The 17,297-nt window shown below is 70.6% G+C and carries 16 protein-coding genes and 1 pseudogene; 5 read left to right on the top strand and 12 right to left on the bottom strand.

What is annotated here, in order from left to right; genetic code table 11:
* Positions 1-19 precede the first annotated feature (19 nt).
* Entirely contained in the window at positions 20-793 is a 774-nt protein-coding gene (locus tag ACN26Z_RS11900; RefSeq protein WP_421461182.1) for a nuclear transport factor 2 family protein, read from the bottom strand.
* Positions 794-881: 88 nt separating this feature from the next.
* On the opposite strand from ACN26Z_RS11900, the gene ACN26Z_RS11905 reads away from it, so the two are divergent.
* A complete protein-coding gene (locus ACN26Z_RS11905; RefSeq protein ID WP_421461183.1) occupies positions 882-1,070 on the top strand; it encodes a hypothetical protein in 189 nt (62 codons plus the stop codon).
* Positions 1,071-1,087: 17 nt separating this feature from the next.
* Positions 1,088-1,705 (top strand): DUF402 domain-containing protein, encoded by a 618-nt coding sequence (locus ACN26Z_RS11910; RefSeq protein WP_421461184.1) that lies wholly within the window; start codon positions 1,088-1,090, stop codon positions 1,703-1,705.
* A 149-nt stretch (positions 1,706-1,854) separates the two neighbouring features.
* On the opposite strand, the gene ACN26Z_RS11915 is transcribed toward ACN26Z_RS11910, so the two are convergent.
* From ACN26Z_RS11915 to ACN26Z_RS11955, 9 genes are all read right to left on the bottom strand, one after another.
* Positions 1,855-2,916 (bottom strand): ABC transporter permease, encoded by a 1,062-nt coding sequence (locus ACN26Z_RS11915; protein ID WP_282239193.1) that lies wholly within the window; start codon positions 2,914-2,916, stop codon positions 1,855-1,857.
* Positions 2,913-3,806, bottom strand: coding sequence for an ABC transporter ATP-binding protein (locus ACN26Z_RS11920; RefSeq protein WP_282239192.1), 894 nt, complete (start codon positions 3,804-3,806; stop codon positions 2,913-2,915). Before ACN26Z_RS11920 ends, ACN26Z_RS11915 begins: the two co-directional genes overlap by 4 nt.
* 81 nt (positions 3,807-3,887) lie before the next feature.
* Positions 3,888-4,568: a response regulator gene (locus tag ACN26Z_RS11925; RefSeq protein WP_093404501.1), complete on the bottom strand. Its 681-nt coding sequence runs from the start codon at positions 4,566-4,568 to the stop codon at positions 3,888-3,890.
* On the bottom strand, positions 4,565-5,839 hold the full coding sequence (locus ACN26Z_RS11930; protein ID WP_282239190.1) for a sensor histidine kinase: 1,275 nt from the start codon (positions 5,837-5,839) through the stop codon (positions 4,565-4,567). Before ACN26Z_RS11930 ends, ACN26Z_RS11925 begins: the two co-directional genes overlap by 4 nt.
* Before the next feature lie 393 nt (positions 5,840-6,232).
* Positions 6,233-8,173: a M48 family metallopeptidase gene (locus ACN26Z_RS11935; protein WP_421461185.1), complete on the bottom strand. Its 1,941-nt coding sequence runs from the start codon at positions 8,171-8,173 to the stop codon at positions 6,233-6,235.
* A gap of 10 nt (positions 8,174-8,183) precedes the next feature.
* Positions 8,184-8,819: a LemA family protein gene (locus tag ACN26Z_RS11940; RefSeq protein ID WP_170863429.1), complete on the bottom strand. Its 636-nt coding sequence runs from the start codon at positions 8,817-8,819 to the stop codon at positions 8,184-8,186.
* 31 nt (positions 8,820-8,850) lie between these two features.
* Complete coding sequence (locus tag ACN26Z_RS11945) at positions 8,851-9,795, bottom strand: permease prefix domain 1-containing protein (RefSeq protein WP_421461187.1); 945 nt, start codon at positions 9,793-9,795, stop codon at positions 8,851-8,853.
* The gene (locus tag ACN26Z_RS11950; protein ID WP_421461188.1) at positions 9,792-10,133 is read right to left on the bottom strand and encodes a PadR family transcriptional regulator; all 342 of its coding nucleotides are present in this window, start codon (positions 10,131-10,133) and stop codon (positions 9,792-9,794) included. The genes ACN26Z_RS11945 and ACN26Z_RS11950 overlap by 4 nt, the downstream gene beginning before the upstream one ends.
* A 122-nt stretch (positions 10,134-10,255) precedes the next feature.
* Entirely contained in the window at positions 10,256-10,822 is a 567-nt protein-coding gene (locus ACN26Z_RS11955; RefSeq protein ID WP_421461191.1) for a hypothetical protein, read from the bottom strand.
* A gap of 100 nt (positions 10,823-10,922) precedes the next feature.
* Here ACN26Z_RS11955 and ACN26Z_RS11960 point away from each other — a divergent pair.
* Together ACN26Z_RS11960 and ACN26Z_RS11965 are read left to right on the top strand one after the other, a co-directional pair.
* A pseudogene (locus ACN26Z_RS11960) lies at positions 10,923-11,561 on the top strand (serine/threonine-protein kinase); the annotation flags it as partial.
* Between the two features lie 103 nt (positions 11,562-11,664).
* Complete coding sequence (locus ACN26Z_RS11965; RefSeq protein ID WP_421461192.1) at positions 11,665-12,444, top strand: hypothetical protein; 780 nt, start codon at positions 11,665-11,667, stop codon at positions 12,442-12,444.
* Here the strand turns inward: ACN26Z_RS11965 and ACN26Z_RS11970 are convergent.
* Positions 12,425-12,985 (bottom strand): hypothetical protein, encoded by a 561-nt coding sequence (locus tag ACN26Z_RS11970; RefSeq protein WP_421461193.1) that lies wholly within the window; start codon positions 12,983-12,985, stop codon positions 12,425-12,427. The genes ACN26Z_RS11965 and ACN26Z_RS11970 overlap by 20 nt on opposite strands.
* On the bottom strand, positions 12,975-13,517 hold the full coding sequence (locus ACN26Z_RS11975) for an RNA polymerase sigma factor (RefSeq protein WP_421461195.1): 543 nt from the start codon (positions 13,515-13,517) through the stop codon (positions 12,975-12,977). The genes ACN26Z_RS11970 and ACN26Z_RS11975 overlap by 11 nt, the downstream gene beginning before the upstream one ends.
* A gap of 244 nt (positions 13,518-13,761) precedes the next feature.
* On the opposite strand from ACN26Z_RS11975, the gene dnaE reads away from it, so the two are divergent.
* Positions 13,762-17,295, top strand: coding sequence for a DNA polymerase III subunit alpha (gene dnaE, locus ACN26Z_RS11980; protein WP_282239183.1), 3,534 nt, complete (start codon positions 13,762-13,764; stop codon positions 17,293-17,295).
* The last annotated feature ends 2 nt before the right edge of the window (positions 17,296-17,297 follow it).

The following is a 17,297-nucleotide window of genomic DNA, read 5'->3' on the forward strand; positions in this document are numbered from 1 at the left end:
AGGGGAACCTGAGGGCGGTTCAGGGGAAGAGGGCGGTGGGTGGGAGGTGTCTGCCCTCGGTGCTGTGGGAGTAGTCGCGGGACTCGGCGACCAGACCGTCGGCGTTGAAGCGGACAACCGTGCAGCCGGAGATGGTGACCGGCTCGTCGTACGGGTAGGTGACCGCCCAGTACTCGATGGTGGCCGTGTCGCCGTCGACCCGTGGTCCGCCGAACCAGACCTCCGCCGGGCGGGTCTCCTCGCCGAAACACTCCTCGACATAGGCGCGTAGCCCGGCGCGGCCCCGGTACGGGCGGAACATCGACGCCCAGTGGTCACCGTCCTCCGCCTGGAGTTCGACGATCCTCGCCGCATCCCGGGCGGGCCAGCCCTGCGACCAGGCGTCCGCCCACCGTCGGGCGGCATCTCGTACGTCCATGATCGTGCTCCTCGTGTCTGGGGACGGTGAATGTCTACCGTCAGCCGGTGACATTCGCGCACGCGTCGTCCCGCTGAGCCGGGGCGCGGCCCAGCCCAGGAAGCGCTCGAACAGCTCAGCGGGCGTCGGCGGCCGACCTCCGGCCAGCCACAGCAGATCCCCGGTGGCGTCGAAAAGCTGACCGGCCAGGTAGATCGAGAGGCCGACCCGGTCCGGGCCGTACTCGTGGCGCAGCAGCATCCGGGCGGTCGGGCACGGCCAAGCGGCGGTACACGCCGCGCAGGACCAGTCGGGCCGCCGGGGCAGGTGCCGGTGCACCCGATGCAACCGACTCAGCGGCTGGCTCAGCTGGGAAGAGGGAGGCGACGCGCTCATCTGGCCATGGTGACCGCGCCCGTTTACGCTGTCAACAGATAGCGTAGTTGTCGGAGTCGAGTATGATCGGCGCTGTCATTGTCAACACATGGAGTTGGTGGGCGTGTCGGAGATTCGCGAGATGCTGGGCAACGTCTCCAGACAGCGCGCGTCCGTCATCGCCAACCAGCGGAACTTCCCGGAGCCGATCGCCGTGCTGGCGATGGGCAAGGTGTGGCGGAAGGCGGATGTGCAGGCGTGGATCCGGGAGCATCGGCCGGAACTGGCGGGGGAGTGACCCCGACACCCGAGCCGGTGACCGAACGCTTCGCACCGGGTGACGTGGTGGTGCGGCGGGAGATCCTGCTCGGTGAGGTGTGGTTCGGCTGCCCGACGATCTGCGTTGAGGATTCGCCTGACCTGCTCGCGCTCTACCTGCCGACCGGTGCCGAGTTCGGTTTCCCGGAGTGGGGTGAGTTCCCGTGTGGCCGGCACCCGTGGCAGCTCGCCGGGCACACCGCCTGGACCGGTCACGGCAAGCTGATGCTGCAACGGCCCGGCGAGGCGCACTCGGTCGACGTGTTCTGGTCCGGCCCGGAGCGCACCTTCGCCGGCTGGTACTTCAACCTCCAGGATCCGTGCCGGCGTACGCCGATCGGGGTGGACACCCTCGACCACGAGCTTGACCTGTGGTGGGCGGCGGACGCCGACCGGTACGTCTTCAAGGATGTGGAGATGTTCGCCCAGCGGCTGGTCGAGGGCCGCTACCCGGGCATGGGCGAGGCGATCCGCGCCGAGGGCGACCGGATCGCTGCCCTACTCGACGCCGGTGAGCGCTGGTGGGACGAGTCCTGGTCGACCTGGCGACCCGACCCCGCCTGGCCCGTCCCCCACCTCCCCGCCAACTGGGCAGCCATCCCACCCCACCGCTGACCGTCTGCACCCGCCGGCGCCAACTTCAGGGAAACTGCCGCATCGCGCGGCTCTGCGGCAGCAAGTTCGGGGATACTGCTGCATCGCGCGGTGCTCAGGCGGCAACTTCGGGGAAACTGCTGCCTGAGCGTCGCGCTGAGGCGGCGACCTCAGCTGAGGGTTTCGCGCTCGCGCCAGGCGGTGCGGATCGAGGTGCGGCCGTTGGTGCGCAGCAGCGAACCCTCGTACACCCGGGCTCCGGCGAGCAGGAAACCGGCCGCCGCGACCAGGAGCAGGGCCAGCGAGACGACAAGTTCCCAGCCGGCGGCGTCGCCGTTGAACAGCCGCAGCGGCATCGCCGTCGGTGCGGAGAACGGCAGGTAGGACAGCACCCGCATGGCGGTGACGTTGTCGTTGAGGAAGATCACCGCGAAGAACGGCAGCATCACCGCGAGCTGTACCGGCATCGACACTCCACCGATGTCCTCCAGCCGGTTGACAAGCGCGCCGGCCGCCGCCCACATCGACGCGATCAGCACGAAGCCGAGCAGGAAGAACGGCACGAACCAGCCGATCGCCGGCCCGAGCAGCGACAGCAGCCCACCGCTGTCCCCGAACGCCATGCCGGCCACCGCGACCACGGCCACCAGGCCGATCTGCCCGAGCGCCAGGATCGTACCGGCGAGCATCTTCCCAGCCAGCAGGGCGCGGACCGGCACCGCGGCGACGAGGATCTCCACGATCCGGGTCTGCTTCTCCTCGATGATGCTTTGCGCGATCTGCACCCCGAAGGTCTGGGAGGTGATGAAGAAGATGAAGGCGAAGGCGAACGGCACCAGGAAGGCCACCACCGGGTCCACCGCGTCCGGATTCAGCAGGCGGACCGGGGGCTCGGTGCTCAACGCGGAGACAACGTCGCCCGGGGCGTCGTCCATGGCGAGCACGGCCGGGCCGGCGACCACCGCGGCGTCCGCGTCGCCGTCGCGGACCGCCTGCTCGGCGGCGGCGTCGTCGGGTACGGCGAGCACCTCCAGCCCGGCCGCCCGCAACGGGCCCGCCGCCGCCTCGGTCACCGCCACGGTGGACGGTCCGCCGGACAGCAGCGGCGGCAGGATCGTCGCCGCCGCCGCGATCAGCAGGAAGACGACGGTGCTGATCAGGAAGGTACGGTCGCGCAGCTTGACCCGGATCTCCCGGGCGGCGACGAGGCGGGTGGCCTGCATGACGTTCACTTGGCGACCTCTCGGAAGATCTCGGCGAGGGAGGGGGTGACCGGGCGGAACGCGCGGACCGGGCCGCGCTCCAGCGCGGCACGCAGCACGGGCTGTTCGTCGGTGCCGGCGGCCAGGTCGAACACGGCGCGCGCGCCGTCGAGGTCCACCAGGCTCACCCCTGGGTGGTCGCGCAGCCAGCCGGCGTCGGTCTCCACCACCAGCTCAAAACGGGGCGTGGTGTACGCCGAGCGCAGCTGCTCCCGGCTGCCGGCGGCGCGGATCGAGCCGTCCGCGATGATCACCAGGTCGTCGCAGAGCCGTTCGACCACGTCGAGCTGGTGGCTGGAGAAGAGCACCGGAGCCCCGGCCGCCGCCCGCTCCCGCAGCACGCCGACAACCGTGTCGACGGCCAGCGGATCGAGGCCGGAGAACGGCTCGTCGAGGACCAGCACCTCGGGGTCGTGCACAAGCGCGGCGGCGATCTGCGCGCGCTGCTGGTTGCCCAGCGACAGCGTCTCAAGCAGGTCGTTCCCCCGCTCGGCGAGTCCGACCCGCTCCAGCAGCCCGTCGGTGGCGCGCCGAGCGGCGTCGGCGGTCAACCCGTGCAGCTGACCCAGGTAGGTGACCTGCTCACGGACGCTCATCTTCGGGTACAGGCCGCGCTCCTCGGGCATGTACCCGAAGCGTCGCCGAGCGTCCCGGCTCAGCGGTTCACCCTGCCACGTCACCTGGCCGGCGTCCGCGGCGAGCACCCCGAGGATGATCCGCATCGTGGTGGTCTTGCCGGCGCCGTTGCCGCCGACGAAGCCGGTCATCCGGCCGGCGACGACGTCGAAGGAGACGTCCTTGAGTACCTGGCGACCGCCGAAGCTGCGGTCGACGCCGTCGAGGCGGAGCACGCTGGTCATGGCGTAACGGTAGGTCTTCGGAAGCTGGTCGCCGTCCGCCCGCGGACGGAGATCATGACTCCCCCTCGCGGCGGAGGTCGCTCACCCGCCGGGCCGGACCACCCCGTGCTCGTACGCGAAGACCACCGCCTGCACCCGGTCGCGCAGACCCAGCTTGGCCAGCACCCGGCTGACGTGTGACTTCACCGTCGCCTCGCCCAGGTGCAGGCTGGCGGCGATCTCGGCATTGCTGGCGCCCCCGGCGACGAGCACCAGGACCTCGCGTTCCCGGGGTGTCAAGCTGTCCAGCGCCGCCTCCGATGCCACGTCGTCACCGGGTTGGCTGCCCGGGCGGGCGAAGGTGGCGATCACCCGCCGGGTGAGTTCCGGCGCGAGCAGGCCGTCGCCGCGGGCCACCACCCGGATCGCGTCGACAAGTGCCTCCGGTGTGCCGTTCTTGAGCAGGAAGCCACTCGCCCCGGCGCGTAGCGCGGCGAACAGGTAGTCGTCGCGGTCGAACGTGGTCAGCATCAGCACGGCCGGCCCGCCCGGCTCGTCGTCGCCGGCGCTGATCCGCCGGGTGGCTTCCAACCCGTCCACGCCGGGCATCTCCACGTCCATCAGCACCACGTCCGGACGCAGCGCCCGGGTCATGCCGACTGCCCGCTCCCCGTCGGCGGCCTCGCCGACCACCTCGATGTCGTCCTCGATCTCCAGAATGACCCGGAAGCCGGTACGCACCAGATGGTGGTCGTCGGCGAGAAGCACTCGGATCGGATTCACGCCGGACTCCCCGCCGGTAGCGGGAAGCGGACCCGCACCCGCCAACCACCGCCGGTACGCGGACCCACCTCCAGTTCGCCGCCGTGAGTCGCGACCCGTTCCCGCATCCCGATCAGTCCCAGCCCGTCGGCGTTCGCCGAGCGGCTGGCCCGGCCGTCGTCGCTCACCTCGACCTCCATCTCCTGCGCCAGATAACGGATCCGGACGTCGAGCAGACTCGCCCCGGTGGCGTGCTTCAACACGTTCGTCACGGCCTCCTGCACCACCCGGTACGCGGCCAGGGAGACCGATTCCGGCAACGGCAGCGGATCGCCGTAAACGCCCAGGGTGGCGCGTAGCCCGGCCTCGCCGGCCCGGTCCACCAGGGCGGCTATCCGGTCGATTCCGGCCGGCTGCCGGGTGTTCTCGGCGTCGCCGTCGCGGGCCCGCAGCACGCCGAGCATCCGGCGCAACTCGTCGACGGCTCGCCGGGCGGTCTCCTCGATGGAGACGAGGGCGGTGCGGGCCTTCGCCGGATCCTTGTCGAAGACCCGGCGACAGGCCGCTGCCTGCACCCCCATCACCGACACGTGGTGGGCGACCACGTCGTGCAGCTCACGGGCTATCCTGACCCGCTCGCCGACCACCGCGTGCTCGCGTACCTCGGCCTGTGACCGGCGCAGCCGTTCCGCCTGCTCGGCCAGCTGGTGCTCACGGCGGGCGGCCACCCAGGCGGTCTCGCCGAAGAAGTACGCGAACCCGAAGTACAGCGCGTTGACCAGGACACCGGTGACGATCGCGGCGAGCACCGGGGGGACCGGGCCGACCGCGTCGGCAAAGTCCTCCGTGGTGAGCGTGCGGTAGTTGATCGACAGGGCGATCCCCATCCAGGTGAACATCGCAACGATCACGCCGATCCGTAGTCGGCGGGACAACCGGCGGTCCCGGCCCCAGGCACCCAGCGTGTAGATGGCGATGAACAGCGCCCAGGTGGAGAGCTGCCACTCGGGGACGGCGCGCACCTGCGAACCGATGAACGCGGCCGACACGGCCAGCGTGGCGGCGACGGGGAAGCGACGTCGCCAGATCAACGGCAGCGGCACTGCGACGGTCCAGAAGAGCTGCTCGACACCGGACGGCGGTGGGCCCAGCAAGAATGCCCCGGTGCTGCGGGCCAACGTCAGGCTGAGCAGGGCGAGGACCGTCGCCGCCAGGCCGGCGAACAGATCCAGCCGTCGCTGCTCCGGCGTCGGCCCCGGCCGTCGCCACTCGTCAGCGGTCTCGGTGCTCACCCTGGGCAGCATGCCATCCCCTCGCCGCCCGCCCGTCGTGTCGGGTGAGCCCGGGTGGCCGGTCCGCTCACCGCAGGCCATCCCCGCCGCCGTACCGCGACCTCACGGACAGTGCTGCCCGGCCTCCCCCAACCATCGACCCGCGCTCCCTTTGCTCTGCTTCAACCGACGCAACACTCACGGAAAGTATCAACGGATGTGGCATGTGGGGCCGAGGGCGGACGCAGCCTGCCTGCTCAAGCGCTAGTGCGTGGGTTGAAGCAGAGCAAAGCGTGTGCAGTGGAGTAGGGGTAGGTCCCGTTGTTGTTGCGCACAGTGAAAACCACGCTCTGTGTAGTTTCCGGTGGCGCCAACCTTGAAGCGGAGCACGGCGGAGCACCAGCGGGGGCGGGGTCAACCAATGACGGGGCCGACCATCGGCGGCAGCGGACAGTGCAGCAGACCGCAGACCGTTCGCAGCAACTCGATCTCGGGTACGGTCATCGTCCCGTCGTGGCTGATCACCGCGACGGTGGCTGCCACCAGCCGTTCCTTGTCGGCCGGTCGCAACCCGTCCAGCACCGGCCACGCGGTCTCCAGGGCGAGCACGCCGTTCTCCGGCGGCGCGTACGGCAGGTTCGCGCCGGGCAGCAGCGCGCCGACTCCGGCCTGGAAGGCCCGTTCCGCTTCGGGGCGGTCCGGGTGCCCGACCTGCGCGAGAATGGCCAGCAGGGTGGCCGCCGCCGACCGCGCGTCGATGAGTTTGCGCCGGTCGGTACGCCAGCGGGAGTCCGGCCGCAGCGACTCCTCCAACTCGGCCAGCAGCAGCCGGGAGAGGCAGTACTCGGTCACGTTGATCGCGCCGTCCGCCTGGATCAACGTGAACACGGCCGCCAGCAGTGACTCCAGCTCGGCGTCCGGACGCTCGCGCAGCGCCGGGAAGGCCAGCTCGGCCAGCGGCAACCGCAGCTCGGCGGGGAACTCGACCAGGTCGTCCGCCGCCCGCCGGGCGGCGTCGGCCAGTTCCTGGCCGTGCCGCTGGGCCACTGCGGCGTACTGGTGCTGCTGGACCGTCGGCTCGGCGCTGAGCAGCAGACCGAGCAGCAGCGGTACGGCCGCCTGCCGATCGCGGGCCCGGTCGAGCAGCGGATCCGGGATCCGGTCGAGGATCGCCGCGGCGTGGGCGTAGGCGCTGTCGGTCGGCGCGGCCACCCGGCCCAACACCTCCTCCGGCGCGACGCGTACCCGCTCCCCGGGTTCCGCCGGCCCGGGCCGAGCCGGCGGCGTCCGCCCCGGCGCCAGTCCCATGGCGATGTCCTCCTGGCGGCCCGACGGGGGCGCCGCCGCCCACTGCCGCGACAACTGTCGCAACTGGGCCGGGTCGAACGACGGCTCCAGTGCCTTGATCCGGTCGGCCAGCGGGGGATGGGTGGCGAACCAGGACGTCCGGGCGGCCTCGCCGAAGAGCATGTGCCCCACCTCGTCGCGCTTCGGCGACTTCAGCTCGGACCCGGCGCTGAGACCCCCGATCTTCTTCAGCGCCCCGGCGATGCCCTGGGTCTGACGGGTGTACTGCACGGCCGAGGCGTCGGCGAGGTACTCCCGCTGCCGGGAGACCGACGCCTGAATGAGCCGCCCGGCGAGCACGCCGACGTAGCCGGCCACCAGCAGGGCCAGGCCGACCAGCGCCAGTGGGGCGGCGCTGCCGCCGCTGTTGTTGCCGCGTGACCGGCCGCCGCCGATGACCCCGGCGCGGGCCAACCCACGACCGATCACGGTCAGGAAGAGGATGCCGAACAGCAGGCCCATCAGCCGGATGTTGAGCCGCATGTCGCCGTTGACGACGTGACTGAACTCGTGGGCGATCACCCCCTGGAGTTCGTCCCGGTTGAGGCGCTGCAAGGCGCCCCGGGTGACGGCGACGGCAGCGTCGGACGGGGTCCACCCGGCGGCGAAGGCGTTGATCGCCGTCTCCTCCGGCAGTACGTAGACCTCGGGGACGGGTACGCCGGAGGCAAGCGCCATCTCCTCCACGACGTTGCGCAGCCGGCGCAGCTCCGGATCGGTGGTGTTCGCCGGTACGGGCACCCCACCCAGCTCGCGGGCCACCTTCCCGCCGCCGCCGCGCAACGCGAGCGTACGGACCAGGGCGGCCAGCCCGATCGCGGCGAGGGTGGCGACGGTGACCATGGCGATGAACCCGGCGAGCTGGGCGGGATCGGCGGCGGTGGCGTTGAAGGCGAACAACGCCGCGATGTTCACCACCACCACGATCCCGAACACAGCCAGCACGAACAGCAGCACCAGCCGGGTCGACAGCCGACGCACCTGGCGCTGTCGTTCGAAGAAATTCATCGGAACCCGATCAGAACGAGACCTGCGGCGCCTGGCGCTGCTGCGGGTCGTCCGGCTGGAACAGCTCCGCCGGGCCGAACGAGAACATCCCCGCCACCACGCTGGACGGGAACACCTCGCGCTTGTTGTTGTAGGCCATGACGGCGTCGTTGTACGCCTGCCGGGCGAACGCCACCCGGTTCTCCGTCGAGGTCAGTTCTTCCGACAGTTGCATCATGTTCTGGTTGGCCTTGAGGTCCGGGTACGCCTCGGAGAGCGCGAACAGCCGACCCAGGGTGGCGGTGAGTGCGTTCTCCGCGCCGCTGAGCTGCTGCATCGCGGCCGGGTCGCCGGGGGCTGCGGCGGCGGTGGCCTGTGCGTTGACGGCGGCGTTGCGGGCGTTGATCACTGCCTCAAGGGTCTCCCGCTCGTGCTTGAGGTAGCCCTTGGCGGTCTCGACCAGGTTGGGGATCAGGTCGTGCCGCCGGACGAGCTGCACGTCGATCTGGGCGAAGGCGTTGCGGTACGCGTTGCGGGCCCGGACCAGCCCGTTGTAGATCGACACGCCGAAGCCGAGCACCGCCACGACGATCAACACCAGGCACACCAGTCCGATGATCAGTTCCACGGCTGCTCCCTCGGTGGGATCGGTTCTTCCGCTGATCATCGTACGTTCGTTGGTCCAGGCCCGCTCCTGCTCACCGCGCGGATCGACGCGCCTTGACCACGCTCTCGGCGATGTCCCAGAGGATGATCGCGACGATCGCCACGACGCTGATGCGGGCAACCGTGTCGAGGCCGCCGTCGCGCAGCCAGGCGAAGCGGTCGACGAACTCCGGGTTGAGCAGCCGGTCGTCGAGCAGTAGCCAGATCGCCGGCACCGCGAACGCCAGGTTCAGCACGGCGTTGCCGCCAACAAGCGACCAGGTCCAGCGGCGGGCGCGGTACTTGGCGATCTCCAGTGCGACGCTGGCGAGCAGGACGACGAGCAGCAGCGGCAGCCAGAACGTCCACAGCGCCGGATCGAGGATCGGCAGGGGCTCGCCGTCGGGACCCACCACGGACTGGAAGTGCTGCCACGGCAGGAAGGCGATGAACAGGCACAGGAACACGATCGAGGCACACACGTCGGTGAGCGTGATATCCCGTTCGGTGGGGTGCTCGGGCAGTTGGTCGACGCTCCATTCGGGCAGGTTCAGCGGGGTGCCGAGGCGTTCCATCACCGCGAAGACCAGGGTCACCCAGAAGGCGATCTGCACGGCGACGGTGAACGCCGCGACGATGCCCTCGCCGATCGCGCCCGCCGCGTTGTCGGCGACGGTGGCCTCGAGTAAGCCCATCAGCACCCCGACGATGGCGGGAATGGTGCTGAGCAGCACGATCAGCAGCCGTTGCCAGGCCAGGTAGTACTCGGGGCCGATGAGTTGAAGCCGCCGGTCGGTGTATCGGGCGGCCAGTTGCGCGGGGTTGCCCAGCTCGGTGAGGACGTCACGTTCCGCGGTGGCGGCGTCGATCCCGTCGGCGATCCGGCCGTCGACCATGTCGCCGATGGAGGCGCGCAGTTCGCTGGCGATCTCCTCGCGCCGCCCGGTCGGCACCGAGCGCAGGGTGGCGTCCAGGTAGCGGTCGGTCAGGGAGGTCATCGGGGGGCTCCTTCGATCAGGGCGGTGAGGGAGGTCTGTACGGCGGCGAGGTCGGCGAGCAGGCGCCGCAGCACCTGCTCGCCGGAGTCGCTGGTGCGGTAGAACTTGCGGGGCCGGCTCTCCTCGGTGTTCCACTCGCTGGTCAGGAGCCCCTGCTCCTCCAGCCGCCGCAGTAGGGGATAGAGAGTGTTCGCGTCGACCGGGAAGCCGTGCCCGGTGAGTCGTTGCAGCAACGCGTAGCCGTAGTCGGGTCGACGGAGCGCGACCAGACTGGCCACCACCACGGTGCCTCGACGTAGCTCCTGTAGATGGGTCCGTAGGACGTCATCGCTGACCATGCGTCACACCATACTGTGTGACACACACTGTTGTCCATCACCCAACGATGTCGCCCAGCCAACATCGTGTCGCCGAACGTTCATGAGGGCCGTAGGCCCGCCAGGAGGCGAGCCTGTCGGCCTCAGCAGGTGCCGCCCTGCCGGAAGTCACGTTCCACGAAGGACGCCGTACCGACCTGGAAGGCGCCCACGCCGGGCCGGATCGGATGCCCGGTGAACAGCTCCACCCGCGTGCCCACCCGCACCAGGTAGGCCGTTGCGGTGCCCGCGTCGTTGCTGATCAGACTGCCGCGCGGGCCGTAGATCGTCTCCAGGTCGGCGAAGGACATGCCGACACCCGCGCCGGCGGGGGAGTAGGGCGGGGCGGTGGCGGTGTTGACCTCGACCAGCCGGCCGTGCCGGAAGGCCAGCAGGATGACCCCCGCCCAGGTGCCGGTGGCGCCGGCTCGGACCACACCGTCGCAGGTGGCGACCGGCGATTCGATCATCCCGGCGGCGGCGAGCCGGTCGAGGCTGGCTCCGATCCGGTACGGCCCGGCACCCCACACGCTCAACACGTCGGTGGTGGTCAGCGGCTGCGCGGCCACCGCCACCGAGGGGGCCGTACGCGACAGTGGCGCGGCGTTGGCCGGAGCTGCCCCGGCGAGGGTAAGGACGGTCGCGACTGCGACATACACGAGACGGTGCACAGAGATCGCCTCCTCGGCATCGAGTTCCTACTTCCTTCGTCTCCCCACCCACCCCCGCAGTTCGCCCAACCCCACACCTGCCTCCGGGTGCCACAACTGCATGATCGCGGGGTTGGGGGTGGGGAGGGGGAAGGTTGCTGTGGGGGTGGGGGAGAGGGAGGGTGGGGAGGGCTGGGAGGGGCGGGTGGTGGGGGCGGAGCGGATCGGGGCGTACCGGGTGGAGCGGCTGCTCGGCGTGGGCTCGTTCGCGACCGTCTGGCTCGCGTACGACCCGATGCTCGACCTCCGGGTAGCGATCAAGGTGTTGGCGGACAACTGGCAGCACGACGTACGCGTCCGGGAGCGTTTCCTGGAGGAGGCCCGGCTGCTGAGCCGGATGGAGGACGACCGGCTGCTCCGGGTACGCCTGGTGGGAGAGCTGGCCGACGGCCGGCCCTACACGGTGCTGGACTGGGCCGACGGGGGCAGTCTTCGGGAGCGGCTCGCCGCGGGGCCCCTGCCCGTAACGGCCGCCCTGAACCTGCTCGCCGAGATCGCTGCCGGGGTGGCGGTGCTGCACCGGCACCGGGTGGTGCACCGCGACCTGTCGCCCGGCAACATCCTGTTCCGCTCGACCGCCGACGGTGAACGGGTGCTCATCGCCGACCTGGGTCTGGCCAAGGCGCTCGCCGTCGCGTCCGGGCTCACCATGCGCGCCGGCACCCCCGGTTACATGGCCCCCGAACAGGACGATGCCCTGGCCATCGTGGACGAGCGTGCCGACGTGTACGCCCTTGGTCAGCTCGGCCTGCGACTGCTCGCGCCCCCGGCCGTCGGGGTGGGGCCGGGGGAAACGGTCTCCGGTGGGGAAACCGATCGCCGCTGCGGCCGCCGACGTCGGACCGGTCGTGATGGCGGTGCTGCGCCGGGCCACCGCCGCCCGGCCGGCAGACAGATACCAGGACGCCGAGGCGTTCCGCACGGCCCTGCTGAGTGCGGCGCGTCGGACCCGAGATCCGATCGACCCGGGCACCGGGCCGGCGTTCGACCTCCACCCCGCCGACGTCCTGCCGGTGCCGGCGGGTGCGTCCCGCTCGCCGTGGTTGCGTGCGGTCGCGCTGACGGTGGTCCTGGTGGCGGCAGCCGGCGCGGTGGCGGCGGACTCGGCGACGCCGAGCGGCACGGCGACGAGTGGTCCGCTGACCGTGGCGCTGCCGGCCGGCTGGCGGGCGGCCGGCACCGGGTGGGCGGGGCGGTACGACGCGTCAGGTCGACTCGAACCAGCGTTGGTGATCTCGCCGGAGCCGCGTCGATGGGCCATCGATCCGAGTGTGCCGGGTGCCTTCCTGGGACTGTCGGTGGTCGCCCGGGACACCGAGCCGGGCGCGTTCGTCGCCGAGCGGCCGCACGCCGACTGCGCGCCCACGCCCCCACGGCAGGTGCGACGGGGTGGCCTGGACTGGGTGGTGGCCCGTTTCGACTGCCCGCACGGGCGGCCGGTGCTGATGGAGGCCGCGGCCCGGGGCAGCGTCGGGCTGCTCTACGCGCAGGTGGTGCCCCCGCCCGGTGCCGGCGACGAGTTCGTGGACGCGCTGCTCGACGGGGTACGGATACGACGACAGGTCATCGCACGACCACCGTGATCACGTGGGTGCCCGCCTCGCGGGGTACGAACACGTCCACGGTGCCGCTCCGGACGAACCGGAGATCGACCACGCCGGCCTCGTACTGGCTGTCCACCAGGTCCTCGCGGTCGACGGTGACCTCACCCGGGCCGATGCCCCGCAGCCGCAGCACCCCGCCGGTGGCGAAGCAGAGCGACGAGGGAAGTGGCCCGGGGTCGGACAGGGGCAGTTCGTACCGGACCGCGCCGAGGCATGCCTCGGACAGGGTGGCGGTGGGCGACGGGTTGCGGGTGCTCCGCTGCGGGGTGGGTGCCCGAGGCGCCGGAGTCGGTCGCGCGGACGGCAGGGTCACGACCGCCGGTGGCGGAACGACAGGTGTCTCGCTCGGCCGGGTCGACGGCGGGGAGGTCGGTACCGGCGGCGGCGCGGTGGTGGGGACGGGTGGGCGTACCGGCAGCGGCGCGACCGGCTCGTCGGCGCAACCGGCGGCACCCGCGACGAGCACGACGGCCAGGGCCAGCGCCGTCGGACGGCGCCCGGTGGCCGGGTCAGCCGGCACCGCTGAGCCGCTGCCGGACCTGCCGGCGGGCCTCGTGGAGGCGGGACTTGACCGTGCCCTCGGGTAGGTCGAGCAACTCGGCGATCTCGCGATAGTCGAGGTCGAGCACGTCCCGCAGGGTCAGCGCCTCGGCCAGTTCGGGGCGGACCGCGTCGAGGGCCTCCAGCAGATCCAGTCGGGTGCCGGCCACCACGCTTGTGCGGCGCGGGTCGGGCCGGTCCGGCAGCGGCGCTCCGGCGGCCTCCATCAGCCAACGTCGGCGCAGCGCCCGGTAGGTGGAGCGGGCCCGGTTGGCGGTGAGCCGGTACAGCCAGGTGTGAAACGACGAGCGACCCTCGAACCGGCCGATGCCCCGGGCCACCGCGAGCAGCGCGTCCTGGCAGGCCTCCTCCGCGTCCTCCCGGTTGGGCAGCAACCGACCGCAGAGCCGCAGCACCTCCGGGCGAATCGCCGCCAGCAGGGTGTCCAGAGCTGCGGTGTCGCCGCGCGCCGCGGCGCCGGCCAGGTCGTCGACTCCGTCCGCGAGGGTCATCGCGCCGTCCCCGTACTCGCCCGGTGTTGCGGTGGGCGTTCAGGTTACGCCGGAGGGGCCGCAGGGCCCGGCCCCGAGTCCAGCAGCCGACACGCCTCGGGGGTGTCTGCGACGGCCGAGGCGTCCCGCCGAGGCGCGCTGCACGGGTCGTCGAGCACCTGGCGCGGCGCGGTGGAGCCTTCGACGACGGCGGGGTTAGGGTTAGCGCCGACCGACTCGATCAGCCGACCCGGGGGGCCTCCGCATGGGCGATTCGTTCGCGCATCTGCACGTGCACACGGAGTACTCGATGCTCGACGGGGCGGCCCGGCTCAAGGACCTGTTCGCCGAGGTCAAGCGGCAGGGGATGCCGGCTGTGGCGATGACCGACCACGGCAACATGCACGGCGCGAACGACTTCTACAAGCAGGCGATGGCCGCCGGGGTGACCCCGATCCTGGGCATCGAGGCGTACGTGGCGCCGGAGTCACGGTTCCACAAACAGCGGGTGCGGTGGGGCCGGCCGGAGCAGAAGAGCGACGATGTCTCCGGTAGCGGTGGGTACACCCACAAGACGATCTGGGCGCGCAACAAGACAGGTCTGCACAACCTGTTCGCGCTGACCTCGCGCTCTTACACCGAGGGCTACTTCGTCAAGTGGCCCCGGATGGACACCGAACTGCTGGCCGAGTACGCCGACGGACTGATGGCCACCACCGGCTGCCCGTCCGGCGAGGTGCAGACCCGGCTGCGGCTCGGCCACGACGCGCAGGCGCTCGAAGCCGCCGCGAAGTACCAGGAGATCTTCGGCAAGGAGAACTACTTCCTGGAGTTGATGGACCACGGCCTGGACATCGAGAAGCGGGTCCGCGACGGGCTGTTGGAGATCGGTCGAAAGCTCAACATCCCGCCGGTGGTCACCAACGACTCGCACTACACGCACGAGGCGCAGTCCGAGGCGCACGACGTGCTGCTCTGCGTACAGACCGGCAGCAACGTGGCCGACCCGAACCGGTTCAAGTTCGGCGGCAGCGGCTACTACATCAAGTCGGCCGACGAGATGCGCGGCGTGGACCACTCCGACCCCTGGCTGGAGGGTTGCCGCAACACGCTGCTGGTGGCGGAGCGGGTCGACCCGACCGGGATGTTCGAGTTCCACAACCTGATGCCGCGCTTCCCGGTGCCCGAGGGGGAGACCGAGGAGTCCTGGTTCCGCAAGGAGACCTTCGCCGGCCTGGCCCGCCGGTACCCGGAGGGCATCCCCGAGGGGCACGTCGTGCAGGCCGAGTACGAGTTGGGCGTCATCATCCAGATGGGTTTCCCGTCGTACTTCCTCGTGGTGGCCGACTTCATCCAGTGGGCCAAGGCGCAGGGCATCGCCGTCGGTCCGGGCCGTGGTTCCGCAGCCGGTTCCCTTGTCGCGTACGCCCTGGGCATCACCGACCTGGATCCGATCCCGCACGGGCTGATCTTCGAGCGGTTCCTCAACCCCGAGCGGGTCTCCATGCCGGATGTCGACATCGACTTCGACGAGCGTCGGCGCGGAGAGGTGATCAAGTACGTCACCGACAAGTGGGGCGAGGACAAGGTCGCCCAGATCGCCACCTTCGGCACCATCAAGGCGAAGGCCGCGATCAAGGACTCGGCCCGGGTGCTCGGCTACCCGTACGCGGTCGGCGACCGGATCACCAAGGCGATGCCACCTGCGGTGATGGGCAAGGACATTCCGCTCACCGGCATCTTCGACCCGAAGCATCCGCGGTACGCCGAGGCCGGCGAGATCCGTGGCCTGTACGAGTCCGACCCCGACGTCCGCAAGGTGATCGACACCGCCAAGGGCATCGAGGGACTGATCCGGCAGACCGGGGTGCACGCCGCCGGTGTGATCATGTCCGCCGAGCCGATCATCGAGCACATCCCGCTGATGCGTCGGGACGCCGACGGGGCGATCATCACCCAGTTCGACTACCCGACGTGTGAGTCGCTCGGGTTGTTGAAGATGGACTTCCTCGGCCTGCGCAACCTGACCATCATCGACGACGCGCTGAAGAACATCGAGCTGAACCACGGACTCAACGTGGACCTGCTCAAGCTGCCGTTGGACGACAAGCCGACGTACGAGCTGCTGGCCCGGGGGGACACCCTCGGTGTGTTCCAGCTCGACGGCGGGCCGATGCGGTCGCTGCTGCGGCTGATGAAGCCGGACAACTTCGAGGACATCTCCGCCGTCCTGGCGCTCTACCGCCCCGGCCCGATGGGTGCCAACTCGCACACCAACTACGCGCTGCGCAAGAACGGGCTCCAGGAGATCACCCCGATCCACCCGGAGCTGGCCGAGCCGCTGGAGGAGATCCTCGGCCCGACCTACGGTCTGATCGTCTACCAGGAGCAGGTGCAGCGCGCCGCCCAGGTGCTCGCCGGGTACAGCCTCGGCAAGGCCGACCTGCTGCGCCGGGCGATGGGCAAGAAGAAGAAGGAGGTCCTCGACAAGGAGTTCATCCCGTTCCGCGACGGGATGAAGAGCAACGGCTACTCCGACGAGGCCATCAAGACCCTGTGGGACATCCTCGTCCCGTTCGCCGACTACGCCTTCAACAAGGCGCACACCGCCGGCTACGGGCTGGTGTCGTACTGGACCGGCTACCTGAAGGCCAACTACCCGGCCGAGTACATGGCGGCGTTGCTGACCTCCGTCGGTGACGACAAGGACAAGATGGCCATGTACCTGTCGGAGTGCCGGCGGATGGGCATCCAGGTACTGCCGCCGGACGTGAACACCTCGGCCGGCCCGTTCACCCCGGTCGGCCGGGAGATCCGCTTCGGCCTCGGCGCGATCCGTAACGTCGGCGCGAACGTGGTCGCCGCGATCATGCGCTGCCGCGAGGAGAAGGGCGAGTACGCCGACTTCTACGACTTCCTGTCCAAGGTGGACGCGGTGGTCTGCAACAAGAAGACCATCGAATCCCTGATCAAGGCGGGGGCGTTCGACTCGCTGAAGCATCCCCGCAAGGGCCTGCTCGCCGTGCACGCCGACGCCATCGACGCGTACGCCGACGTCAAGCGCAAGGAGGCCGTCGGGCAGTACGACCTGTTCGGCGCGGGCTTCGGTGACGCCGAGGTGGCGACGAACACCACGGTCATGCCGGTCATCGCCGAGGGAGAATGGGACAAGCGCGACAAGCTCGCCTTCGAGCGCGAGATGCTCGGCCTGTACGTCTCCGACCACCCCCTGTTCGGCCTGGAGCACATTCTCGGCGCGGCGGCCGACACCACCATCGCGGCGCTCTCGGAGGAGGGCACCGTGCCCGACGGCGCGGTGGTCACCCTCGCCGGCATCCTCTCCGGCGTGCAGCGACGGGTCACCAAGCAGGGGCGGGCGTGGGCCTCGGCCACCCTGGAGGATCTCGCCGGTGGCGTGGAGACGCTCTTCTTCCCGAACACCTACGAGGTGATCGGGCAGTACATCGCCGAGGACGCGATCGTGGTGGTCAAGGGTCGGGTCGACCGGCGCGACGACACCCCGCGCATCATGGCGATGGACATGTCCCTGCCGGACATCAGCACCAGTACGGCGAACAAGCCGGTCACCCTCACCATCCCGGTGACCCGCTGCACCCCGCCGCTTGTGGAACGCCTCAAGGAGACCCTGGTGCTGCACCCCGGCGACGCCGAGGTGCACGTCAAACTCCTCAACGGCACCCGCACCACCACCCTGCGCCTGAGCCCGGTCCGGGTGGCCGCCACCACCGCCCTCATGGCCGACCTGAAAAGCGTCCTAGGCCCCGCCAACGTCACCTGACC

This window comes from Verrucosispora sp. WMMD703, from assembly GCF_049178935.1.
GTDB classification, from domain to species: domain Bacteria; phylum Actinomycetota; class Actinomycetes; order Mycobacteriales; family Micromonosporaceae; genus Micromonospora; species Micromonospora sediminimaris.